Origin of the sequence: Pseudomonas sp. PSPC3-2, from assembly GCF_049897085.1 — a bacterium.
In the GTDB taxonomy this organism is placed as follows: Bacteria; Pseudomonadota; Gammaproteobacteria; order Pseudomonadales; family Pseudomonadaceae; genus Aquipseudomonas; species Aquipseudomonas paraveronii.
This window is the reverse complement of the sequence record NZ_JAFCVO010000004.1, coordinates 147849-169876: the sequence shown is the minus strand read 5'-3', so window position 1 is coordinate 169876 and position 22028 is coordinate 147849. Positions and strand designations below refer to the sequence as shown.

The 22028-nt window shown below is 60.8% G+C and carries 25 protein-coding genes; 15 read left to right on the top strand and 10 right to left on the bottom strand.

Annotation, left to right across the window (positions count from 1 at the left end; genetic code table 11):
- From ACP7CJ_RS09325 to ACP7CJ_RS09305, 5 genes are all read right to left on the bottom strand, one after another.
- The gene (locus ACP7CJ_RS09325) at positions 1 to 1023 is read right to left on the bottom strand and encodes an SIS domain-containing protein (RefSeq protein ID WP_426100169.1); all 1023 of its coding nucleotides are present in this window, start codon (positions 1021 to 1023) and stop codon (positions 1 to 3) included.
- Positions 1004 to 2110: an N-acetylglucosamine-6-phosphate deacetylase gene (gene nagA, locus ACP7CJ_RS09320; RefSeq protein WP_426100168.1), complete on the bottom strand. Its 1107-nt coding sequence runs from the start codon at positions 2108 to 2110 to the stop codon at positions 1004 to 1006. The genes ACP7CJ_RS09325 and nagA overlap by 20 nt, the downstream gene beginning before the upstream one ends.
- A gap of 36 nt (positions 2111 to 2146) precedes the next feature.
- Complete coding sequence (locus tag ACP7CJ_RS09315) at positions 2147 to 2878, bottom strand: GntR family transcriptional regulator (protein ID WP_426100167.1); 732 nt, start codon at positions 2876 to 2878, stop codon at positions 2147 to 2149.
- A gap of 262 nt (positions 2879 to 3140) precedes the next feature.
- Complete coding sequence (locus ACP7CJ_RS09310; RefSeq protein ID WP_276194702.1) at positions 3141 to 3644, bottom strand: L,D-transpeptidase family protein; 504 nt, start codon at positions 3642 to 3644, stop codon at positions 3141 to 3143.
- 37 nt (positions 3645 to 3681) lie between these two features.
- Positions 3682 to 4230 (bottom strand): NUDIX hydrolase, encoded by a 549-nt coding sequence (locus ACP7CJ_RS09305; RefSeq protein WP_276194701.1) that lies wholly within the window; start codon positions 4228 to 4230, stop codon positions 3682 to 3684.
- A 146-nt stretch (positions 4231 to 4376) separates the two neighbouring features.
- Between ACP7CJ_RS09305 and ACP7CJ_RS09300 the strand changes: the two genes are divergently transcribed.
- The 5 genes from ACP7CJ_RS09300 (at position 4377) to purT (ending at position 7645) form a co-directional block, all read left to right on the top strand.
- Positions 4377 to 4979, top strand: coding sequence for a CoA pyrophosphatase (locus ACP7CJ_RS09300; RefSeq protein WP_247405466.1), 603 nt, complete (start codon positions 4377 to 4379; stop codon positions 4977 to 4979).
- Positions 4980 to 5014: 35 nt separating this feature from the next.
- On the top strand, positions 5015 to 5539 hold the full coding sequence (locus ACP7CJ_RS09295; RefSeq protein ID WP_276194700.1) for a gamma carbonic anhydrase family protein: 525 nt from the start codon (positions 5015 to 5017) through the stop codon (positions 5537 to 5539).
- The gene (locus ACP7CJ_RS09290) at positions 5536 to 5751 is read left to right on the top strand and encodes a DUF1289 domain-containing protein (protein ID WP_276194699.1); all 216 of its coding nucleotides are present in this window, start codon (positions 5536 to 5538) and stop codon (positions 5749 to 5751) included. The genes ACP7CJ_RS09295 and ACP7CJ_RS09290 overlap by 4 nt, the downstream gene beginning before the upstream one ends.
- Before the next feature lie 175 nt (positions 5752 to 5926).
- Positions 5927 to 6394: a VUT family protein gene (locus ACP7CJ_RS09285; RefSeq protein ID WP_276194698.1), complete on the top strand. Its 468-nt coding sequence runs from the start codon at positions 5927 to 5929 to the stop codon at positions 6392 to 6394.
- Positions 6395 to 6463: 69 nt separating this feature from the next.
- Positions 6464 to 7645: a formate-dependent phosphoribosylglycinamide formyltransferase gene (purT, locus tag ACP7CJ_RS09280; RefSeq protein WP_426100166.1), complete on the top strand. Its 1182-nt coding sequence runs from the start codon at positions 6464 to 6466 to the stop codon at positions 7643 to 7645.
- A 107-nt stretch (positions 7646 to 7752) separates the two neighbouring features.
- Here the strand turns inward: purT and ACP7CJ_RS09275 are convergent, their stop codons facing one another.
- The 3 genes from ACP7CJ_RS09275 to ACP7CJ_RS09265 all read right to left on the bottom strand — a co-directional run bounded on the left by ACP7CJ_RS09275 (position 7753) and on the right by ACP7CJ_RS09265 (position 11348).
- Positions 7753 to 9063: an MFS transporter gene (locus ACP7CJ_RS09275; protein WP_426100165.1), complete on the bottom strand. Its 1311-nt coding sequence runs from the start codon at positions 9061 to 9063 to the stop codon at positions 7753 to 7755.
- Between the two features lie 221 nt (positions 9064 to 9284).
- The gene (locus ACP7CJ_RS09270; protein ID WP_276194695.1) at positions 9285 to 10523 is read right to left on the bottom strand and encodes a transporter associated domain-containing protein; all 1239 of its coding nucleotides are present in this window, start codon (positions 10521 to 10523) and stop codon (positions 9285 to 9287) included.
- Between the two features lie 12 nt (positions 10524 to 10535).
- Complete coding sequence (locus ACP7CJ_RS09265; protein ID WP_426100164.1) at positions 10536 to 11348, bottom strand: cytochrome C assembly family protein; 813 nt, start codon at positions 11346 to 11348, stop codon at positions 10536 to 10538.
- 219 nt (positions 11349 to 11567) lie between these two features.
- Here ACP7CJ_RS09265 and ffh point away from each other — a divergent pair, with 219 nt between their 5' ends.
- The 9 genes from ffh to thrC all read left to right on the top strand — a co-directional run bounded on the left by ffh (position 11568) and on the right by thrC (position 20059).
- On the top strand, positions 11568 to 12944 hold the full coding sequence (ffh, locus tag ACP7CJ_RS09260; protein WP_247396781.1) for a signal recognition particle protein: 1377 nt from the start codon (positions 11568 to 11570) through the stop codon (positions 12942 to 12944).
- Positions 12945 to 13195: 251 nt separating this feature from the next.
- Positions 13196 to 13447, top strand: coding sequence for a 30S ribosomal protein S16 (gene rpsP / locus ACP7CJ_RS09255; RefSeq protein ID WP_003175899.1), 252 nt, complete (start codon positions 13196 to 13198; stop codon positions 13445 to 13447).
- 5 nt (positions 13448 to 13452) lie between these two features.
- Positions 13453 to 13989 (top strand): ribosome maturation factor RimM, encoded by a 537-nt coding sequence (gene rimM, locus ACP7CJ_RS09250; RefSeq protein WP_276194692.1) that lies wholly within the window; start codon positions 13453 to 13455, stop codon positions 13987 to 13989.
- Positions 13971 to 14744: a tRNA (guanosine(37)-N1)-methyltransferase TrmD gene (gene trmD, locus ACP7CJ_RS09245; RefSeq protein ID WP_024077235.1), complete on the top strand. Its 774-nt coding sequence runs from the start codon at positions 13971 to 13973 to the stop codon at positions 14742 to 14744. Before rimM ends, trmD begins: the two co-directional genes overlap by 19 nt.
- A 45-nt stretch (positions 14745 to 14789) precedes the next feature.
- Positions 14790 to 15140: a 50S ribosomal protein L19 gene (gene rplS, locus ACP7CJ_RS09240; RefSeq protein ID WP_003175895.1), complete on the top strand. Its 351-nt coding sequence runs from the start codon at positions 14790 to 14792 to the stop codon at positions 15138 to 15140.
- Between the two features lie 223 nt (positions 15141 to 15363).
- Positions 15364 to 16260, top strand: coding sequence for a site-specific tyrosine recombinase XerD (gene xerD / locus ACP7CJ_RS09235; protein ID WP_426100163.1), 897 nt, complete (start codon positions 15364 to 15366; stop codon positions 16258 to 16260).
- Between the two features lie 156 nt (positions 16261 to 16416).
- A complete protein-coding gene (locus ACP7CJ_RS09230) occupies positions 16417 to 17148 on the top strand; it encodes a thioredoxin fold domain-containing protein (protein WP_010207987.1) in 732 nt (243 codons plus the stop codon).
- 129 nt (positions 17149 to 17277) lie between these two features.
- Positions 17278 to 18582 carry a homoserine dehydrogenase gene (locus tag ACP7CJ_RS09225; RefSeq protein WP_426100162.1) on the top strand — a complete coding sequence of 435 codons (1305 nt, stop codon included), beginning with the start codon at positions 17278 to 17280 and terminating at the stop codon, positions 18580 to 18582.
- A gap of 67 nt (positions 18583 to 18649) precedes the next feature.
- Positions 18650 to 20059 (top strand): threonine synthase, encoded by a 1410-nt coding sequence (thrC, locus tag ACP7CJ_RS09220; RefSeq protein WP_426100161.1) that lies wholly within the window; start codon positions 18650 to 18652, stop codon positions 20057 to 20059.
- Positions 20060 to 20156: 97 nt separating this feature from the next.
- Here thrC and ACP7CJ_RS09215 read toward each other — a convergent pair whose 3' ends face one another.
- Positions 20157 to 20378: a hypothetical protein gene (locus tag ACP7CJ_RS09215; protein ID WP_253400439.1), complete on the bottom strand. Its 222-nt coding sequence runs from the start codon at positions 20376 to 20378 to the stop codon at positions 20157 to 20159.
- 313 nt (positions 20379 to 20691) lie between these two features.
- Here ACP7CJ_RS09215 and ACP7CJ_RS09210 point away from each other — a divergent pair, with 313 nt between their 5' ends.
- Positions 20692 to 20976: a DUF3509 domain-containing protein gene (locus ACP7CJ_RS09210; RefSeq protein WP_276194681.1), complete on the top strand. Its 285-nt coding sequence runs from the start codon at positions 20692 to 20694 to the stop codon at positions 20974 to 20976.
- 170 nt (positions 20977 to 21146) lie between these two features.
- Here ACP7CJ_RS09210 and ACP7CJ_RS09205 read toward each other — a convergent pair whose 3' ends face one another.
- Positions 21147 to 22016 carry a TIGR02285 family protein gene (locus ACP7CJ_RS09205; RefSeq protein WP_426100160.1) on the bottom strand — a complete coding sequence of 290 codons (870 nt, stop codon included), beginning with the start codon at positions 22014 to 22016 and terminating at the stop codon, positions 21147 to 21149.
- Positions 22017 to 22028: the final 12 nt, after the last annotated feature.

The window sequence follows — 22028 nt, the reverse complement described above, 5'->3', positions numbered from 1 at the left end:
TCAGTGGGTGCGGGTGACTTTGCTCAGGTGGCGCGGCTGGTCAGGGTTCATGCCCCGGGCGACCGCCAGGCCGGCGGCCATGACATAGAAACTCTGGATGGCCAGGATCGGGTCCAGGCTCGGGTGTTCGGCGCGGCTCAGGGTCAGGTCGCGTTCGGCGATATCGTCCGGCGCGGCCAGCAACACGCGGGCGCCGCGTTGGCGCATATCGGCAGCCAGGCTCAATAGCCCGGCTTGCTCGGCGCCGCGTGGGGCGAAGATCAGCAGCGGGTAGTTGTTGCCGATCAAGGCCATCGGCCCGTGACGCACCTCGGCGCTGCTGAAGGCTTCGGCCTGGATCGCCGAGGTTTCCTTGAGCTTGAGCGCGGCTTCCTGGGCGATGGCAAACCCGGCGCCACGGCCGATCACCATCAATTGCTGGCAGTCGCGCAGGGCGTCGATGGCTTGCGTCCAGTCCTGCTTGGCTGCTTCGCGCAGGCCCTCGGGCAACGCACGGCAGGCGTGCAGCAGGTCGGCTTCCTGGTTCCAGTGGCCGATCAACAGCGCGCTGGCGCTGAGGGTCGCGATAAAGCTCTTGGTCGCGGCCACACTGAGTTCCGGGCCGGCGCACAGCGGCACATGGAATTCGCAGGCGGCTTCCAGGGGTGAATCTTCGGCATTGACCAGCGAGATGCTCAAGGCGCCGCGTTTGCGCAGTTGGCGCAGGCTGTCGACCAGGTCCGGGCTCTGGCCCGACTGAGAGAAACCGAACACGACCTGGCCGCTGACCTGCAACGGCGCTTGCAGCAGGGTCACCACCGACATCGGCAACGACGCCACCGGAATGCCTACGTGCTGCATGGCCAGGTAGGCGAAGTAGCTCGCGGCATGGTCCGAGCTGCCACGGGCGATGGTCATCGCCACTTGCGGCGGCTGACGGCGCAGGCGGTCGGTGATGTCTTGCAGACGCGGGTCCAGGCGTTGCAGCTGCGCGGCTACGGCGTCACAGGAGGCGAGGGCCTCTTCAAGCATTTTTGAGGACAATGGTTTCTCCTTCGACCATGACGTCGGTGAGGTGCAGGGAGCGGTCCAGGCGCACGCAGTCGGCAAAGCTGCCGGGTTGCAGGCGGCCGCGTTCTTCCAGGCCCAGGTAGTCCGCCGGAAATTGCGACAGGCGTTGTGAGGCTTCGCTGATGGGCAGGCCGATCTTCACCAGGTTGCGCAGCGCCTGATCCATGGTCAGGGTGCTGCCGGCCAGGGTGCCGTCGGCCAGGCGCACGCCGCCCAGGCATTTGGTCACGGTGTGGCTGCCCAGCTTGTATTCGCCGTCGGGCATGCCGGCGGCGGCGGTGGAGTCGGTGACGCAGTACAGGCACGGGATCGCGCGCAGGGCCACGCGCATGGCACCGGGGTGTACGTGGAGCAAATCCGGGATCAATTCCGCGTACTGGGCGTGGGCCAACGCCGCGCCGACGATGCCCGGCTCGCGGTGATGTAGCGGGCTCATGGCGTTGTACAAATGCGTGAAGCTGGTGGCGCCGGCGGCGAGGGCGGCGACGCCTTCTTCATAGCTGCCCAGGGTGTGGCCGATCTGCATACGCACGCCGCGTGTACTGAGGGCGCGGATCAGGCTGTCATGCCCGGCGATTTCCGGGGCGATGGTGATCACCCGGATCGGCGCCAGGCGCAGGTAGGTTTCCACTTCTTCCATCAATGCGGTGTGGGCGAAGTTGGGTTGCGCGCCGAGTTTGCCCGGATTGATGTAGGGGCCTTCCAGGTGCACGCCAAGGACCCGGGCACTGCCGCTCGGGCGCTGCTCGCAGAAGCTGCCGAGCTGGCCGAGTACGCTGGAAATCTCGTCCACCGGCGCGGTCATGGTGGTGGCCAGCAGCGAGGTAGTGCCAAAGCGCACGTGGGTGCGGGTGATGGTTTCGAAGGCGTTGGCACCTTCCATGATGTCTTTGCCGCCGCCGCCGTGGACGTGCAGGTCGATAAACCCCGGCAGCAGGTAGGGCAAGTCGTTGTCGGCCGGGTTGCAAGGCGCGCCTTCGATGGCGATCACCTTGCCGTGTGCATGCGCCAGGCGGCCGCGAATCCAGCCATGGGGCGTGAGGATATTGTCTTCGGACATGGGCAGTTCTCTAAGGCCGCGGTGCGCGGCAAAGGCCTATCGCCGCAGCTCTGCGACAAAGTCGTAGTAGTCGTTGCGGCAGTAGGTGTCGGTGATTTCGATCGGTGTGTTGTCGGCGGTGTAGCCGACGCGGGTCATCAGCAGCATGGCGGTGCCGGGGGCGATGCCGACCAGTGCGGCGAACTCGTCCGAGGCGTTGATCGCCTGGATATGCTGCAGGGCGCGCACGATGGGTTTGCCGATGCCCTCCAGGTACTCGTAGAGGGAGTGGCCGATGGCTTGCGGTTGTGGCAGCAACGAGGCGGGCATGGCGGTCATTTCGATTGCCATCACCGTGTCGTCGGCTTTGCGCAGGCGTTTGAGGCGCGTCACCTTGTCGTTCGGCGACAGGCCCAGGCGGATCAATTCTTCATGGGTCGGCGCGCTGATGTCGCGTTCCAGCCACTGGGAACTGGGCACAAACCCCTTGAGTCGCAGCATCTCGCTGAACCCTGACAGGCGCGACAGCGGCTGTTCCAGGCGTGGGGTGATAAAGGTGCCGGAGCCTTGGCTGCGACGGATCAGGCCTTGGGCAAGCAAGACTTCCAGCGCTTTGCGGGCGGTGACGCGCGAAAGGCTTAACTGCTCGCTGAGGGCGCGTTCCGACGGCAGGGCCTGTTCGGATTTCCACTGGCCGGCGTGGATCGCCGCTTCCAGGTTGCGGGCCAGTTGCAGGTACAGCGGCGTGGATTGTTTGTCGTCGGGACGCAGCGTCAGGATGGGGTTCATCTGTCAGGTTTCCGATGCGGTTATTAGAGTGTTGTCGCCCGCTATTGGCCGGAAACTAATACCACTTAAATACCATGTCAATGCTGCCAAAACGCTGTAGGTCCAGGTTTCAGGGCGCCTTAACGGTAGCTGGCATCAAGTGGTATTAGAGAGGTCTTTAAGGCGCGCAGAGCTGCGCAGCCTGCGGGGTGAATTGGTATTCACCGGCAGGCGCTATCGAGGGCAGGAAACTTTTTTTAATTAATTTGCCAAGGGGCGAGGGCTACGGCCGAATCTCGATCAGGGTGCCGTCTTTGACCAGGTTCCAGATTTCGCGCATGTCGACGTTGCGCATGCCGATGCAGCCGTCGGTCCAGTCCAGGGTGTGGAACCACTGCTCCGGGTATTCTTCACTGTCGGGCGTGCCGTGAATCATGATCATGCTGCCGGGCTTCACGCCTTCGCGGCGGGCACGGGCGGAGTCGCTGATATTGGGGTAGGAAATGTGCATGGCCAGGTTGTAGCGGTCACTGGTTTTGCGCCAGTCGATCCAATACAAGCCTTCCGGCGTGCGGCGGTCGCCTTCGAACAGTTTGGTGCCCTTGGGGTTTTTGCCCAGGGAGATGCGGTAGGTCTTGAGGGGTTTGCCGTCGTTGATCAGTTGCAACTGATGGGCGGACTTGAGCACCAGAATTTTTTCGACCGTTTTGCCGCCCAGGGTTTCCAGAGTGGTGGCTGAGGACAACGTGGCGAACGACAGGCAGAGCAGAGCAAGCAACCAACGCATTAAAACGATTTCCCTTGGACGACGATCTGCCGGTTTGTTATTGGGCGGGCTTGGACAGCGGCGGCACAGCTTCGCTGCGCACCGGGAACGATTGTTGGCGACGGTCGGCGAAGAAGTATTCTAAGGTACGCCCGACCGTGCGGAAAGCCAGCTCGGACCAAGGGATGTCGGCTTCGTCGAACAGTTGCACTTCCAGGCTTTCGGGGCCTGCGGCGAAGTCCAGGTCAATCAGTTCGGCGCGGTAGAAGACATGCACCTGGCTGATATGCGGCACATCGATCAGGGTGTAGAGGCTCAGGTTGCGCACGTGGGCGCAGGCTTCTTCCATGGTTTCGCGCATGGCGGCCTGTTCCATGGTCTCGCCGTTCTCCATGAAGCCGGCGGGCAGGGTCCAGTAACCCCGGCGGGGCTCGATGGCGCGGCGGCACAGCAGTACTTGATCGCCCCACACTGGCACCGTGCCGGCGACGATATTGGGGTTCTGGTAGTGAATGGTCTGACAATGATCGCAGACAAAACGCAGGCGTGCGTCGCCTTCGGGAATGCGTTGGGTGACCGGTTTACCGCACTGGCTGCAGAAATTCATGCTGGGGTTCCTGGAAAGTCTGCCTATCTTGGCGTGGGCGGCAGGGCCCTGCAAGTTGTCGTTTCGCGACAGCCCTCAGGTTTTGGGGTTGGGCACCCGCGCGCTTTGGTGCATGATGCAAGGTAGCCAACAGATCGAGATGACTCATGCTGGACGAGCTACTTCGCCGGGTAAGCAATCACACACCGCAACTGCTTGAGACCGACGGGCGTTTCCCCGAGGCCGCCGTGCTGGTGCCGATTACCCGCAGTGACGAACCCGAGCTGATCCTGACGCTGCGCGCCAGCGGCCTGTCCACCCACGGTGGCGAAGTGGCCTTTCCCGGCGGGCGCCGCGACCCCGAAGACCCCGACCTGATCTTCACCGCCCTGCGCGAAGCCGAAGAAGAAATCGGCCTGCCGCCCGGCCTGGTCGAGGTGATCGGCCCGTTGAGCCCGTTGGTTTCCCTGCATGGCATTCGGGTCACGCCCTACGTTGGCGTCATCCCGGACTACGTCGAATACCTGGCCAACGACGCCGAAATCGCTGCGGTCTTCAGCGTGCCCTTGGAGTTTTTCCGCCAAGACCCGCGCGAACATACCCATCGCATCGATTACCAGGGTCGCAGTTGGTACGTGCCGAGCTATCGGTTCGGCGAATACAAGATCTGGGGTTTGACGGCGATCATGATCGTCGAACTGATCAACCTGCTTTATGACGATGCCAACATCAGCCTGCACCAGCCGCCCAAGAGCTTCATCCATCTATAAGCCATCGTTTAAATGGCCAGCCGTGAGGACACATCATGAAATACCGCCTGGGCGACGCCCGCGTCGAGACGCATCCACACAGCTGGGTGGCGCCGAATGCCACGTTGGTGGGCAAGGTCAAGCTGGAGGAGGGCGCCAATGTCTGGTTCAACGCGGTGTTGCGTGGCGACAACGAACTGATCCTGATCGGCAAGAACAGCAATGTGCAGGACGGCAGCGTGATGCACACCGACATGGGTTACCCGCTGACCCTGGGCACCGGTGTGACCATCGGCCATAACGCCATGCTGCATGGCTGCACCGTCGGCGACTACAGCCTGATCGGCATCAATGCGGTGATCCTCAACGGCGCGAAGATCGGCAAGTACTGCATCATCGGCGCCAATTCGCTGATCGGCGAAGGCAAGGACATTCCCGATGGTTCCCTGGTCATGGGCTCGCCGGGCAAAGTGGTGCGCGAATTGACCGACGCGCAGAAGAAGATGCTCGAGGCCAGCGCTGCGCACTATGTGCATAACGCCCAGCGTTATGCGCGGGATCTGGTTGAGCAGGAAGAATGAACCCGTCAGAGCGCCCTGTCGCCTCGCCGTGCGTGAACATTTGCGCGCTGGATGACGACGATATATGCATCGGCTGCCAGCGTAGCGTGGAAGAAATCACGCGCTGGAGCCGCATGGACAACGCCGAGCGCCGGGTGGTGCTGGGGGTGTGTCATGAGCGGGCGAAGGCGAGTGGGTTGGTGTGGGTGATGCCTAAGAGTTCCGGTGCCTGATCGACTGCCATCGGGGGCAAGCCCCCTCCCACACTTAACCGCATTTAATCTGTAGGAATGCGGTCACATGTGGGAGGGGCGGTGCGACGATTCGACTTGCCCCCGATAGGGCCACCCCAGACGACATCCCTGTAATTGTGTACCCTGTGCGGCATTACCCACAGGTCCATCCCCCATGCTCTTCCTGATCGCCTACATCAGCAGCGTCGTGCTGATCAATTTTGCCTTTTCCACTGCCCCGCACCTGGACGTCATCTGGTCCGCCTGGGGCGGTCTGGTGTTCATCCTGCGCGACATGGTGCAAACCCGCTTCGGCCACGGCGCGATCCTCGCCATGCTGGCGGCGCTCGCGCTGTCGTATATCACCTCCGACCCGTCCATCGCCCTGGCCAGCGCCACGGCGTTCGCGGTGTCCGAGTGCATCGACTGGCTGGTGTTCAGCATCACCAAACGCCCGCTCCACGATCGCCTGTGGATAAGTTCGGCGCTGAGCATTCCCCTCGATACTTTTATCTTTTTCGGCTTGATCGGTGCACTTACGCCCGCCGTGGTGGGCACCGCCCTGGCGTCGAAATTCGCCGGGGTCACGGTGGTCTGGCTGATCATGGCCTGGCGTATCCGCAAACGGGCCGTCGCCAACTGAAGCCAATCTGCACAGTTCATGTAAAATGCCGGCCTTTCTCCCCATGATCCGCTCCCCTGAGGACCTGAGATGACCCGAATCGGAACTCCATTGTCGCCAACCGCGACCCGCGTTTTGCTGTGTGGCTGCGGTGAGCTGGGCAAGGAAGTGGTAATCGAGCTGCAACGCTTGGGCGTTGAAGTGATTGCCGTGGATCGCTATGCCAACGCGCCGGCCATGCAGGTTGCCCATCGCAGCCATGTGATCAACATGCTCGACGGCGCCGCCCTGCGTGCGGTGATCGAAGCCGAGAAGCCGCACTTCATCGTGCCGGAAATCGAAGCCATCGCCACCGCCACCCTGGTGGAGCTGGAGGCCGAAGGTTTCACCGTGATCCCGACCGCGCGCGCCGCATCGCTGACCATGAACCGCGAAGGCATCCGTCGCCTGGCCGCTGAAGAGCTGGACCTGCCGACCTCGCCGTATCACTTCGCTGATGCCTTCGAAGACTACAGCAAGGCCGTGCACGACCTGGGCTTCCCGTGCGTGGTCAAGCCGGTGATGAGCTCGTCGGGCAAGGGCCAGAGCCTGCTGCGCAGTACCGAGGACGTGCAGAAAGCCTGGGATTACGCCCAGGAAGGCGGGCGTGCCGGGAAGGGCCGGGTGATCATCGAAGGCTTTATCGACTTCGACTACGAAATCACCCTGTTGACCGTGCGCCACATCGGCGGCACGACCTTCTGCGCGCCGGTCGGCCATCGTCAGGAGAAGGGCGATTACCAGGAATCCTGGCAGCCTCAGGCCATGAGCCCGATTGCCCTGGCAGAATCCGAGCGCGTGGCCAAGGCCGTGACTGAATCCTTGGGTGGCCGTGGCTTGTTTGGCGTGGAGTTGTTCATCAAGGGCGATCAGGTGTGGTTCAGCGAAGTGTCGCCACGGCCGCATGACACCGGTTTGGTCACCTTGATTTCCCAGGACCTGTCGCAGTTCGCCCTGCACGCGCGCGCCATCCTGGGCCTGCCGATCCCGTTGATCCGGCAGTTCGGGCCGTCGGCGTCGGCGGTGATCCTGGTGGAAGGGCAATCGACCCAGACCGCATTCGCTAACCTCGGCGCGGCCTTGAGCGAACCGGACACGGCGTTGCGTCTGTTCGGCAAGCCGGAAGTGAATGGCCAGCGCCGCATGGGCGTGGCATTGGCGCGGGATGAGTCGATTGAAGCGGCTCGCGCCAAGGCGACCCGTGCGGCTCAGGCGGTTGTTGTAGAGCTTTAAACCGCGTCGCGCCTATCGGGGGCAAGCCCCCTCCCACACTTAACCGCGTTTAATCTGTAGGAGTGCGGTCAAAATGTGGGAGGGGGCTTGCCCCCGATAGCGGTCTGTCAGTCGACCTTGTTCAAATCGTTATCCCGCGTCTCTTTCAGGCACAGCACCGCAATCAAGCTCAGCAACGCTGCCGCCGACACATACCCGCCGACATAACTCAGCCCACCCATCGCCACCAGCTTGGTCGCGAAGAACGGTGCGGCCGACGCGCCGACGATCCCACCCAGGTTATAGGCCGCCGAAGCGCCGGTATAACGCACGCGGGTCGGGAACAGTTCCGGCAGCATCGCGCCCATCGGGGCGAAGGTCACGCCCATCAGGAACAGCTCCAGGGCCAGGAATAGCGCCACAGCCCAGGTCGAACCGTATGTCAGCAATGGCTCCATGGTGAAACCCGACAGAATGGCCAGCACCGTACCGACAATCAGCACCGGCTTGCGCCCGAATCGATCGCTGGCCAAGGCTGCCAGCGGCGTCGCCAGGCCCATGAACAACACGGCAAAACACAGCAGCCCGAGGAATGTCTCGCGGCTGTAGCCCAAGGTCGACACGCCGTAGCTCAAGGAAAATGCCGTGGTGATATAGAACAGCGCATAGCACACCACCATCGACGCGGCGCCCAGCAGCACCGGCATCCAATGCTGGCTGAACAGCTCGAACAACGGCACTTTTACCGGCGCTTCTTTCGCCACGGCATTGGCGAACACCGGGGTTTCATGCAGCTTGAGCCGCGCATATAGGCCGACCATCACCAGTGCGGCGCTGAGGATGAACGGGATGCGCCAGCCCCAACTGCGGAACTGCTCGTCGTTCAGGTTCATGGCCAGGATCAGGAACAGGCCGTTGGCCGCGAGGAAGCCAATCGAAGGGCCGAGTTGCGGGAACATGCCGAACCAGGCGCGCTTGCCCTTGGGCGCGTTCTCGGTCGCCAGCAACGCCGCCCCGCCCCATTCCCCGCCCAGCCCCAGGCCCTGGCCGAAACGCAGCACGCACAACAGAATCGGGGCCCAGGCACCAATGCTGTCATACCCCGGCAGCAAGCCGATCAGCGTGGTACACACCCCCATCAGCAGCAGCGAAGCCACCAGCGTGGATTTGCGGCCGATACGGTCGCCAAAGTGGCCGAACAGCGCCGAACCCAGCGGGCGGGCGATGAATGCGATGCCAAAGGTCAGGAATGACGCGAGCATCTGCGCCGTGCCGGAGGTCTGCGGGAAGAACACGGGGCCGATCACCAGCGCGGCCGCAGTGGCATAGATATAGAAATCGTAGAACTCGATGGCAGTGCCGACGATGCTGGCGGTGGCGACGCGGGCGGTCGAGTTGGTCGGGGCGGCGGTCGCAGCCTCGTTATAAGTGGTGCTCATGGAGGTATCCCTGACGGTCAGTGCGCGTTTGGACGCGGATTATTATTGGTCGAACACCCCAGGATCAGGGTTGTGAGCGGAGCGGCTCGGGATGGGAGCGAACACCGGTAAGACATGGCAAGGCGGTGCCTGGACGCGCTCGGTGCGGGTAGCACGCGGTCGGGCGGGGCTTGGGTAAGCCGACCCGATTATAGGAAGCGGTTTGCGCATCCAACAAGGGGTTACGCGGCGACCGGCACGCGGCTGGTGTGCCAGATCAGCACCTTGCTCACGCGGTTGTCCTCGGTCTCGAGGGTTTCCAGGCGGTAGCGGCCGATTTTCAAGCACACCGCGCAATCGGGAATGGTTTCCAGCGCTTCGGTCACCAGGCCGTTGAGGGTCTTGGGGCCGTCGCAGGGCAGGTGCCAGCCCAGGCTCTTGTTCAATTCGCGGATCGAGGCGGCGCCGTCGATGATATAGCGGCCGTCCGGTTGCGCTTCGATATGCGGGTTGTCAGCACTCTGTTCGCTTTCGAATTCGCCGACGATTTCTTCAAGAATGTCTTCCAGGGTGACGATGCCCAGCACTTCGCCGTACTCGTCCACCACCATGCCCAGGCGCCGCTGCTGCTTGTGGAAGTTCAGCAATTGCAGTTGCAGGGGCGTGCTTTCCGGGACGAAGTAGGGTTCGTAGCAGGCGGCGAGCAAGGTCTCCTTGGTCAGGCTGGCATCCAGCAACAGGTGCTGGATCAGCCGGGTGTTGAGCACGGCTTCGACCTGGTTGATGTCGCTGTGGAACACCGGCAGGCGGGTGCGCTGGGAACTGCGCAGTTGCTCGATGATCGCTTCGAGCGAGTCGTCAAGGTTAATGCCGTCCACTTCGCTGCGTGGCACCAGGATGTCGTTGACAGTGATGTTGTCCAGCGCGTGGATGCCGGGCATGCCGGGCGTGCGATTTTCATCGGCCTCTGGCTCGGGTTCGTCATCATGGTCGGGTTGCGGGTCGTCGCTTTTTTTCACCACGCCGGGCGTGCGTGCAAAGGGGCGTAGCAACAGCAGGCTGATGCCATTGAGCAGCCAGGCGAGGGGATAAAGGATTTTCAGCGGCACGCCCAGCAGGGCATTGCCGAAGCCCAGCACCGCTTGCGGATGGCGGGTGGCCAGGGCGCGGGGTAGGTAATCGGCCAGCACCAGCAGGATGCTGCAGGAGACCAGCCAGCCAAGCCACGCGCCGTTTTGCGCCCAGGCGTAGATCGCCAGCAGAGTACAGAGGATCACCACGCCAGCACGGCACAGGGTGTTGCAGAGGATCATGCTGTGGCGTGGGAAGTTCAGGCGGGCGGCGGCCTTGTCGCCCTGGCGTGTACCGGGGCGCAGGGCCAGCAGGTGTTGTTGTGCGGCTTCGATGGCGGTAAATAGCGCCGCCCACAAAACCAGCAAGGCGATTACCGCGAGCATCGGCCCTAAGGGCAAGTTATCCATGATCGCTGCCCGTCAGATATGCAGGATGTATTCGCGAACCAGCTTGCTGCCGAAATAGGCCAGCATCAGCAGGCAGAAACCGGCCAGGGTCCAGCGGATCGCCTTGTGCCCGCGCCAGCCAAGGCGGTTGCGGCCCCACAGCAGCACGCTGAACACCACCCACGCCAGGCACGCCAGCAGGGTTTTATGCACCAGGTGCTGGGCGAACAGGTTTTCGACGAACAGCCAGCCGGAGATCAGCGACAGCGACAGCAGCGTCCAGCCGGCCCACAGGAAGCCGAACAGCAGGCTTTCCATGGTTTGCAGCGGCGGGAAGTTCTTGATCAGGCCGGACGGGTGCTTGTGCTTGAGCTGGTGGTCCTGCACGAGCAAGAGCAACGCCTGGAACACCGCGATGGTGAACATGCCGTAGGCCAGGATCGACAGCAGGATATGCGCAAGAATGCCCGGCTCTTCATCGATCACCTGCACCGTGCCGGCGGGCGCGAATTGCGCCAGCAGCACCGTCAGCATCCCCAGGGGAAACAGCAGCACCAGCAGGTTTTCCACCGGGATGCGTGCGCAGGCGATCAGCGTGAGGGCGATCACTGCGGCGGCGATCAGGCTGGCGGCGCTGAAAAAATCCAGGCCCAGGCCGACCGGCGTCATCAAGTGGGTGAACAGGCTCGCGGCATGGGCCAGCAGGGCGAGGACGCCAAGGCCTGCCAGCAGGCGCGTTTCGGCCTTGGCGCCTTGCGCCAGGCGCGTGCCTTGGTAGAGGGTCGCAGCGGCATACAAAAAGGCGGCGGCGAGGCTGGGTAGTAAACTGGGTGACAAAGGGAGCATAAATCCTGTTAGGCAAGCCCGAAAGGCGCTGAGTTTGGCATACACCTGCGTTCCACGAAAGACTCTAGGGCCAGACAGCGGGTGTGCATGTGCGCAGTCTTCGCTATAATCCGCGACCTGCCCACGCCGCAGGCTCGCCGAGCGCTGTTTTTAATAGCGATTTACCACAGCCTGGGCCGCCATTACCTCGGTCTACCATAGGGCCTGAAAGGATCGCGCATGTTTGAAAACTTGACTGACCGTCTCTCGCAGACGCTGCGCCACGTAACCGGCAAGGCCAAGCTGACCGAGGACAATATTAAAGACACCCTGCGTGAAGTGCGCATGGCGTTGCTGGAAGCCGACGTGGCCTTGCCTGTGGTCAAGGACTTCGTCAACTCGGTCAAAGAGCGCGCGGTCGGCACCGAAGTGTCCCGCAGCCTGACGCCGGGCCAGGCCTTTGTGAAGATCGTCCAGGCCGAACTCGAAAGCCTGATGGGCGCGGCCAACGAAGACCTGAACCTCAGCGCCGTGCCGCCGGCCGTCGTGCTGATGGCCGGTCTGCAAGGTGCGGGCAAGACCACCACCGTCGGCAAGCTGGCGCGCTTCCTTAAAGAACGCAAGAAAAAAACCGTGATGGTGGTGTCGGCCGACGTGTACCGTCCGGCGGCCATCAAGCAACTGGAAATGCTTGCCGGCGAAGTGGGCGTGACCTTCTTCCCGTCGGACCTGAGCCAGAAGCCGGTTGACATTGCCAACGCGGCGATCAAAGAAGCTAGGCTGAAATTCATCGACGTGGTCATCGTCGATACCGCCGGTCGCCTGCACATCGACGAAGAGATGATGGGCGAGATCAAGGCGCTGCATGCCGCGATCAACCCGGTCGAGACGCTGTTCGTGGTCGACGCCATGACCGGCCAGGATGCGGCCAATACCGCCAAGGCCTTTGGTGACGCACTGCCGCTGACCGGCGTGATCCTGACCAAGGTCGATGGCGACGCCCGTGGTGGTGCCGCGCTGTCGGTGCGCGCCATCACCGGCAAGCCGATCAAATTCATCGGTATGGGTGAGAAGAGCGACGCGCTCGAACCGTTCCACCCTGAGCGTATCGCTTCGCGTATCCTCGGCATGGGTGACGTACTCAGCCTGATCGAGCAGGCCGAAGCGACACTCGACAAGGACAAGGCCGATAAACTGGCCAAGAAGCTGAAGAAGGGCAAGGGCTTCGACCTCGAAGACTTCCGCGATCAGTTGCAACAAATGAAGAACATGGGCGGCCTCGGCGGCTTGATGGACAAGCTGCCGAATATGGGCGGTGTGAACCTGGCGCAAATGGGCAATGCCCAGGGCGCGGCAGAGAAACAGTTCAAGCAAATGGAAGCCATCATCAACTCCATGACCCCGGCCGAGCGCCGCGACCCTGAGCTGATCAGCGGTTCGCGCAAGCGTCGGATCGCCATGGGCTCCGGCACCCAGGTGCAGGACATCGGTCGCTTGATCAAGCAACACAAGCAGATGCAGAAGATGATGAAGAAATTCTCCGCCAAAGGCGGAATGGCCAAGATGATGCGCGGCATGGGCGGTATGTTGCCCGGCGGCGGTATGCCCAAGATGTAAAGAATTCGAGCGGGAGCGTGCTCCTGCTCCGACCCACAGGGACGTGGGATCTCCAGCAAACCCGCCGTCTGGCGGGAGCTGACTTGCCGTTTTAACCGACGGCTCTATAGCAGATCTGAATGGCACGCTGATAGGCGCCAGAAAAAGACATTTGCAAAAGTCCGGATATTCCTTAGAATATGCGGCCTTTCGGGCACCTATGCCCGCTGTGCATTTAGATTTGCAGCACCGACTACAGGAACGATGTTCACATGCTAACAATCCGTCTTGCCCTTGGCGGCTCCAAAAAGCGCCCGTTTTACCACTTGACCGTAACCGACAGCCGCAACCCGCGTGACGGTTCGCACAAGGAACAGGTTGGTTTCTTCAACCCTGTTGCTCGTGGTCAAGAAGTTCGTCTGTCCGTGAACCAAGAGCGCGTAGCCTACTGGCTGAGCGTTGGTGCACAGCCTTCCGAGCGTGTTGCCAAGTTGTTGAAGGACTCGGCTAAGGCCGCAGCCTGAGCAATATGAACGCGACGCCAGCTGTTGCTGATGATTTGATCGTTATCGGCAAGATTTATTCTGTTCATGGCGTTCGCGGCGAAGTGAAGGTGTATTCCTTTACTGATCCGACAGAAAACCTGTTGCAGTACAAAACCTGGACGCTCAAGCGCGAGGGGAATGTGAAACAGGTCGAGCTGGTCAGTGGACGCGGGAACGACAAGTTCCTGGTCGCAAAGCTCAAGGGTCTTGATGATCGTGAAGAAGCTCGTCTTCTGGCCGGTTATGAGATCTGCGTGCCGCGCAACCTGTTCCCTGAATTGACCGACGGCGAGTACTACTGGTACCAGCTGGAAGGTCTGAAGGTTATTGATCAACTCGGGCAACTGTTCGGGAAAATCGATCATCTTCTGGAAACCGGCGCCAATGATGTAATGGTGGTCAAGCCTTGCGCTGGCAGCCTGGATGATCGCGAGCGCCTATTGCCCTATACCGAGCAATGCGTGTTGGCCATCGACCTGGCCGCGGGCGAGATGAAGGTGGAATGGGACGCGGACTTCTAAGCGTGGCTAATTTGCGCATTGAAGTGATCAGTTTGTTTCCCGAGATGTTCTCCGCCATCAGCGAGTACGGTATCACCAGTCGGGCGGTGAAACAGGGGCTGTTGCAGCTCACCTGTTGGAATCCGCGAGACTACACGACGGATCGACATCACACTGTGGACGATCGCCCATTTGGCGGTGGCCCGGGCATGGTGATGAAGATCAAGCCCCTGGAAGACGCGTTGGTTCAGGCCAAGGCTGCTGCTGGGGAGAAGGCGAAGGTAATTTACCTGTCCCCTCAAGGCCGTCAGCTGAAACAGGCGGCGGTACGCGAACTGGCGAATGAGGAAGCACTGATCCTGATTGCTGGTCGCTATGAAGGCATTGACGAGCGTTTTATTGAAGCTCATGTCGATGAAGAGTGGTCGATTGGGGACTATGTCCTGTCTGGCGGTGAGCTGCCGGCGATGGTCCTGATAGATGCGGTTACACGACTGCTGCCTGGAGCTTTAGGGCATGCGGACTCCGCGGAGGAAGATTCCTTCACGGATGGTTTGCTGGATTGCCCGCACTACACCCGACCGGAGGTGTATGCGGATCAGCGTGTTCCCGACGTATTGCTAAGTGGCAATCACGCACACATCCGGCGTTGGCGTTTACAGCAGTCCCTTGGTCGGACCTATGAACGACGCGCCGATCTTCTGGAAAGCCGCTCGCTTTCTGGAGAAGAGAAGAAGCTGCTCGAGGAATACATCCTCGCGCGGGACGATAGTTAACAACGTATCGATGGTAGGTCCATTGACTTACCTTAGGAGCACAGCATGACTAACAAAATCATCCTTGCACTCGAAGCAGAGCAGATGACCAAAGAGATCCCTACCTTTGCCCCGGGCGACACCATTGTCGTTCAGGTGAAAGTGAAGGAAGGCGACCGTTCGCGTCTGCAAGCGTTCGAAGGCGTGGTAATCGCCAAGCGTAACCGTGGTGTGAACAGTGCTTTCACTGTTCGTAAAATCTCCAACGGTGTTGGCGTAGAGCGTACTTTCCAGACCTACAGCCCGCAAATCGACAGCATGGCCGTTAAGCGTCGCGGTGACGTGCGTAAAGCCAAGCTGTACTACCTGCGTGACCTGTCCGGTAAAGCAGCTCGCATCAAGGAAAAACTGGCTTAAGTCCAGCTTCCCGATGCAGAAAAAAAGCAGCCTGCGGGCTGCTTTTTTTGTGCCTGGAATTTGTTGGCTTATCCCAGGCCGGGTCGCGGCCATCGCAGGTAAGCTAGCTCCCGCACTTGATTATTAGGGGTCATAAAATCGATGCGCGACACAAATCCCATGTGGGAGCTGGCTTGCCTGCGATAGGATCTACCAGACATCCCTGTAGTCAACCTGAGCCCACATGCCCGCCATCGACCACCCTCTGATCGACCGCTTCCTCGACGCCCTATGGCTGGAAAAAGGCCTGTCGGACAACACCCGCCAGGCCTACCGCAGCGATCTGGCCCTGTTCAACGGCTGGTTGCAGGAAAAAAACCTCGAGCTGATCAATGCCGGCCGTGAGTTGATCCTCGATCACTTGGCCTGGCGTCTGGAGCAGAACTACAAGCCGCGTTCCACGGCACGATTCCTTTCTGGTGTGCGTGGCTTTTATCGCTACCTGCTGCGGGAAAAACTCATCGCCCTCGACCCGACGTTACAGGTCGATATGCCGCAATTGGGGCGGCCATTGCCCAAATCCCTGTCGGAAGCGGATGTCGACGCCTTGCTCGCCGCCCCGGACTTGAGCGAAGCCATCGGCCAGCGCGACCGTGCCATGCTCGAAGTGCTGTACGCCTGCGGCCTGCGGGTGACCGAGCTGATCAGCCTGACCCTTGAGCAAGTCAACCTGCGTCAGGGCGTGCTGCGGGTAATGGGTAAGGGCAGCAAGGAGCGGCTGGTGCCGATGGGGGAAGAAGCGATTGTGTGGATCGAGCGCTACATGCGTGATGCGCGCAGCGAATTGCTCGGTGGGCGCCCCAGTGATGTGCTGTTCCCCAGCCTACGGGGTGAGCAGATGACCCGCCAGACCTTCTGGCACCGCATCAAGCACCAGGCCAAGGTGGCGGGGATCGGCAAGAGCCTGTCGCCGCATACGTTGCGTCACGCGTTTGCCACGCATTTGCTCAACCACGGCGCGGATTTGCGCGTGGTGCAAATGCTCCTTGGCCACAGCGACTTATCCACAACCCAGATCTACACCCATGTGGCACGGGCGCGCTTGCAGGATATGCATGCCAAGCACCATCCGCGTGGCTGAAAACCGCCAAATTATCCCGCCACGGGCTGCCCTGCGGCCCAACTGTGGTAGGCTTTGCCGGTTAGCAAAGGGTACGGCGTGACTTGTGATGACAGCCCCGTGTTTCCAGATCGGTGTTCCGCACGCCCGTCCCTGCATCTGCCTTCAGGAGTTCCCATGCGCTTGACCCAGATTATTGCCGCCGCAGCCATTGCGTTGGTTTCCACCTTTGCCTTCGCCGATGACGCTGCCGAGCAGACTATTCGCAAGAGCCTGGCCAACCTGCAACTCGATACACCGATCGAAAGCATCAGTGCCAGTCCGATGGCCGGCCTGTACGAAGTCAAGCTCAAGGGCAGCCGCGTGCTGTATGCCAGTGCCGACGGCCAGTACATTGTCCAGGGCTACCTGTTCCAGTTGAAGGATGGTAAGCCGGTCAACCTGACCGAGAAAGCCGAGCGGCTGGGCGTGTCCAAGCTGATCAACGGCATTCCGGTAGCTGAAACCGTGGTTTACCCGGCCATTGGCGAGACCAAGACGCACATCACCGTGTTCACCGACACCACCTGCCCGTACTGCCATAAGCTGCACGCCGAAGTGCCGGCGCTGAACAAGCTCGGTGTGGAAGTGCGCTACGTCGCGTTCCCGCGCCAGGGCCTCGGCTCGCCGGGTGACGAGCAGTTGCAGGCAGTATGGTGCTCGGCCGACAAGAAAGCGGCCATGGACAAGATGGTCGACGGCAAGGAAATCAAGGCCGCCAAGTGCGCCAATCCGGTTTCCAAGCAGTTTGCCCTGGGCCAGTCCATTGGTGTGAACGGTACACCGGCCATCGTTTTGGCTGACGGCCAGGTGATTCCGGGCTATCAGCCGGCACCGCAAGTTGCCAAACTGGCGCTGAGTGCCAAATAAACCAGCATCGTCGAACCTTTGACGATCATGGCCCTTTGATAAGTCGATGGGCCATTAATTGAAAGCCGCAGTTGTGCGGCTGTTTTCCACGGCCGACCTCGCGTCGGCCGTTTCATGGGGAGTTCTTCAGTGAAACCGGTCAAAGTAGGCATCTGTGGGTTAGGGACCGTCGGTGGCGGCACCTTAAACGTACTTCAGCGTAATGCTGAAGAAATTTCCCGCCGTGCAGGGCGCGGGATTGAAGTGGCGCAGATTGCCACGCGTTCGCCAAAGCCTCAGTTCGAAACGACCGGTATTGCGATTACCAACGATGTCTTCGCCGTGGCGACCAACCCTGACATCGATATCGTCATCGAGTTGGTCGGCGGCTACACCGTGGCCCGCGAGCTGGTGCTCAAGGCGATTGAAAACGGCAAGCATGTGGTCACTGCCAACAAGGCGCTGATCGCCGTGCACGGCAACGAGATCTTCGCCAAGGCGCGTGAGAAGGGCGTTATCGTGGCGTTCGAAGCTGCGGTGGCCGGCGGTATTCCGGTGATCAAGGCGATCCGTGAAGGCCTGTCCGCCAACCGCATCAACTGGGTGGCCGGCATCATCAACGGCACCGGTAACTTCATCCTCACCGAAATGCGCGAGAAGGGCCGTACCTTCGAAGACGTGCTGGCCGAAGCCCAGGCCCTGGGTTACGCCGAAGCCGACCCGACCTTCGACGTTGAAGGTATCGACGCGGCGCACAAGCTGACCATCCTCGCGTCCATTGCCTTTGGTATCCCGTTGCAGTTCGAGAAGGCCTACACCGAAGGCATCACCAAGCTGACCACAGCCGACGTGAACTACGCTGAAGCCCTGGGTTACCGCATCAAGCACCTGGGCGTGGCGCGCAGCACACCGGCCGGTATCGAGTTGCGTGTACACCCGACGCTGATCCCGGCCGACCGCCTGATCGCCAACGTCAATGGCGTGATGAACGCCGTGATGGTCAACGGTGACGCCGCCGGTTCGACCCTGTTCTACGGCGCCGGCGCCGGCATGGAGCCGACCGCTTCGTCGGTGATCGCCGACCTGGTGGACGTGGTTCGCGCCATGACCAGCGACCCGGAAAACCGCGTGCCGCACCTGGCCTTCCAACCGGACTCGCTGTCGGCCCACCCGATCCTGCCGATCGAAGCGTGCGAAAGCGCCTACTACCTGCGGATACAGGCCAAGGATCACCCGGGCGTATTGGCCCAGGTTGCCAGCATCTTGTCGGAACGCGGCATCAACATCGAGTCGATCATGCAGAAGGAAGTCGAGGAGCAGAACGGCCAGGTGCCGATGATCTTGCTGACTCACCGCGTGCTTGAGCAGCACATCAACGATGCCATCACCGCCCTGGAAGCCTTGCAAGGCGTAGTGGGACCGGTGGTACGGATTCGCGTCGAACACCTGAACTAACCGATTTGTTCCAGGGGCCCCGTGTGATCGGCGGCCTCTGTTCGAGAATGTTTTTGAGGAGCCAGTCATGCGTTACATCAGCACCCGCGGCCAGGCACCGGCCCTGAATTTCGAAGACGTCCTGTTGGCAGGCCTTGCCACCGACGGCGGCCTGTACGTGCCGGAAAACCTGCCACGCTTCACCCAGGAAGAAATCGCTTCCTGGGCTGGCCTGCCGTATCACGAACTGGCGTTCCGGGTGATGCGCCCGTTCGTCACTGGCAGCATTCCGGATGCGGATTTCAAAAAGATCCTGGAAGAGACATACGGCGTGTTTTCCCACAGCGCCATCGCTCCTCTGCGCCAACTGAATGGCAACGAGTGGGTCCTTGAGCTGTTTCACGGCCCGACCCTGGCGTTCAAGGACTTCGCCCTGCAACTGCTGGGTCGCCTGCTCGATTACGTGCTGGAGAAGCGCGGCGAGCGCGTGGTGATCGTCGGCGCCACCTCCGGTGATACTGGCTCGGCGGCCATCGAAGGCTGCAAGCATTGCGAAAACGTCGACATCTTCATCCTGCACCCGCACAAGCGTGTGTCGGAAGTACAGCGTCGGCAGATGACCACCATTTTTGGTGAGAACATCCACAACATCGCCATCGAAGGCAACTTCGACGACTGCCAGGAAATGGTCAAGAACAGCTTCGCTGACCAGAGCTTCCTCAAGGGCACGCGCCTGGTCGCGGTGAACTCGATCAACTGGGCGCGGATCATGGCCCAGATCGTCTACTACTTCCACGCCGCGCTGCAGTTGGGTGGCCCGGCACGTTCAGTGTCGTTTTCGGTGCCGACCGGCAACTTCGGCGACATCTTCGCTGGCTACCTGGCGCGTAACATGGGCCTGCCGATCAACCAGTTGATCGTCGCTACCAACCGCAACGATATCCTGCACCGCTTCATGAGCGGCAACCAGTACGTCAAGGAAACGCTGCACGCCACACTGTCGCCGTCGATGGACATCATGGTGTCGTCGAACTTCGAGCGCCTGTTGTTCGACATGCACGGTCGCAACGGCGCTGCCATCGCCGAGCTGATGAACAGCTTCAAGAACGGTGGTAGTTTCAGCGTCGATCAAGAGCGCTGGACCGAAACCCGCAAGCTGTTCGACTCCCTGGCTGTGGACGATGCACAAACGTGCGAAACCATCGCTGAAGTCTATGCCCAGACCGGCGAACTGCTGGACCCGCACACCGCTATCGGCGTGAAGGCCGCGCGCGAATGCCGTCGTAGCCTGGACATTCCGATGGTGATCCTCGGCACCGCGCACCCGGTCAAATTCCCGGAAGCGGTGGAGAAAGCGGGCGTTGGCAAGGCGCTGGAGTTGCCGGAGCATCTGGCCGACTTGTTCGAGCGCGAAGAACGTTGCACCGTGCTGCCGAATGACTTGAAGGCGATGCAGGCGTTTGTCAGCCAGCATGGCAATCGTGGTAAGCCGCTGTAAGGCAAACTGCTGGCGCTTCGGCGCAGACAAAAACGCCGCTTTCCCTTCCTTGGGTCAGCGGCGTTTTTTGTTTCTGGCAGGCCCAACAGTGTGCTGGTTACAACAGTAATTTAATGGCCATTCCGGTAATTGAAGCAATTGTGGCGACAACGGCCATCGCTACGCCCATGGGGTACCAAAACGTCTCACAGGTTATCTTCAAGGACTCCGCGTTGAGCTTGCCTTGCTCGGCATGCATGCGTGAAATTTCGGCATAGATGCGAGATACGTCAGCATGCATCTTCTCCATCGACGCTTGTTGTTCGTTGTGTTCCACCATCATGTTCATCCTTAGCAATAAGGGCCTTTGACATGCACTTCTAGCTGTGTGACAGCGTGATCAGCGCTTACTGAGTATAGGGTTCACCCTCAGCCGCGCTGCAGGGCGAACCCTGAAACGGCAACCCATTGCGTAAGCAGTTATGTGCGGCCGTTTTTTCGTTGTCATGTTGCAAGCGCATGCTGTTCCAAGTCACTCCCCCGCGGCCTCATAAAGACGAAAAAGCGAACTTTCCTACGTCACAACCCGTCACTTAGGAGAGAGGCAGCCCCCGTTGAAACGATTGTTCCCGAACTATTGAGTGGTGATCGAAATGGAAAGTATCAGCCTATTGCTCGAAGAAGCACTGAGCCCTTATCAGGTTACGCTGACCACCGCTGGTGTGCAGGGCGAGTGCCTGGTGACCGTAAAGAATCCTGCCGGTGCTATCGTGGTCGAGCGTGATGTCGACCGGGCGCAACTGACCGACAAGCGCGTGCTGGTGGATGTCGTCGATTGCCTGCTGCGCGACCTGAAAATTGCCGAAGGGCGCCTGGAACCCTCGGTGATCGCCGCCTTGCGCAACGCTGCCCAGACCCGCAGCAGCGCCCTTGCATGAAGAATTGTTTATCGGCGGAAACTTCCTACTGCGTGGCTGGTCTGATTTAGTAACAGCAAGAGCAGACATTGTGCTCCGGTGTTTGTGACTTGCTGTACTGGTCTTTGTAGGCCACGTTTAACCCCGAAGTGTTTCCCCACTCTTCGGGGTTTCTTTTTGCCCGCGATTTATCACGGGGTGGGCGCTTCTTCATAGAATCGCTGATGATCCAGCAGGTATTGCTCACCCAGGGCCGGGTCGAGCCATGACGCGTAGGCACGTAGCAACTGCGCCTGCGGCAGGTCGCCCAGCAACTGGTTGATACGCGTCATGACCTGGCGCCCCTCGGGCGTATCCGAACAGCCGATATGGATGTGCTGATAGGGCGTGGTGCCGGCAATCGGATAAAACGCCAGCGCCTCGGGATCAATACCTTGCTGCAATGCGTGATAGCGAATTTCGGTCCAGTAACCCAGTACCCCTTCCAGGCGTCCCAGGCGCTGCATTTGCAGCAGGCTGCCCAAGGCGTCGTTGCCGTAGTGCATCACCCGATTGTGCGTGTCGCCATGCCGCAACATGCCGTCGATGAATGGCCCGTAACTGCGCTCGGCGATGATGCCCAGGCGTGTGCTCTTGTCCCGTAGCATCGCTTGCAGGTCGACCTTGCCTCGCGCGACAAAGGGCGCCAACACTTCACGGTTTTGCTGGCGAACGACTACGCCATTGCTCACCACGGAAAAAGCCTGGTCGGAATATACAATCCATTGGGTCCGCTCCGGCGTCCACATCAGGGTAGGGTCGCAGGTGAGGGAGGGCGCCTGGAGCATCTGCATGCTCCTGGCACGGTTGACGTGCTGGACCTGGTGCTGATACTCCGGCAGGCGCTCCATCAGCATCGGCAACAATTCGTCGATGGCGCCCTGGCCTTTTTGCGGACCTTCGAAGATCGTCAGTGGTGGCAGGTCTCGCACCAGCCAGATCAAGGTTTGCGCCGCCTGGGTCGGCAGCGGCAAAAGTCCCAGCAAAGGGGCGCACAGGTGCAACAGCCAGCGGTGAGCCACTATCTTGAGCGC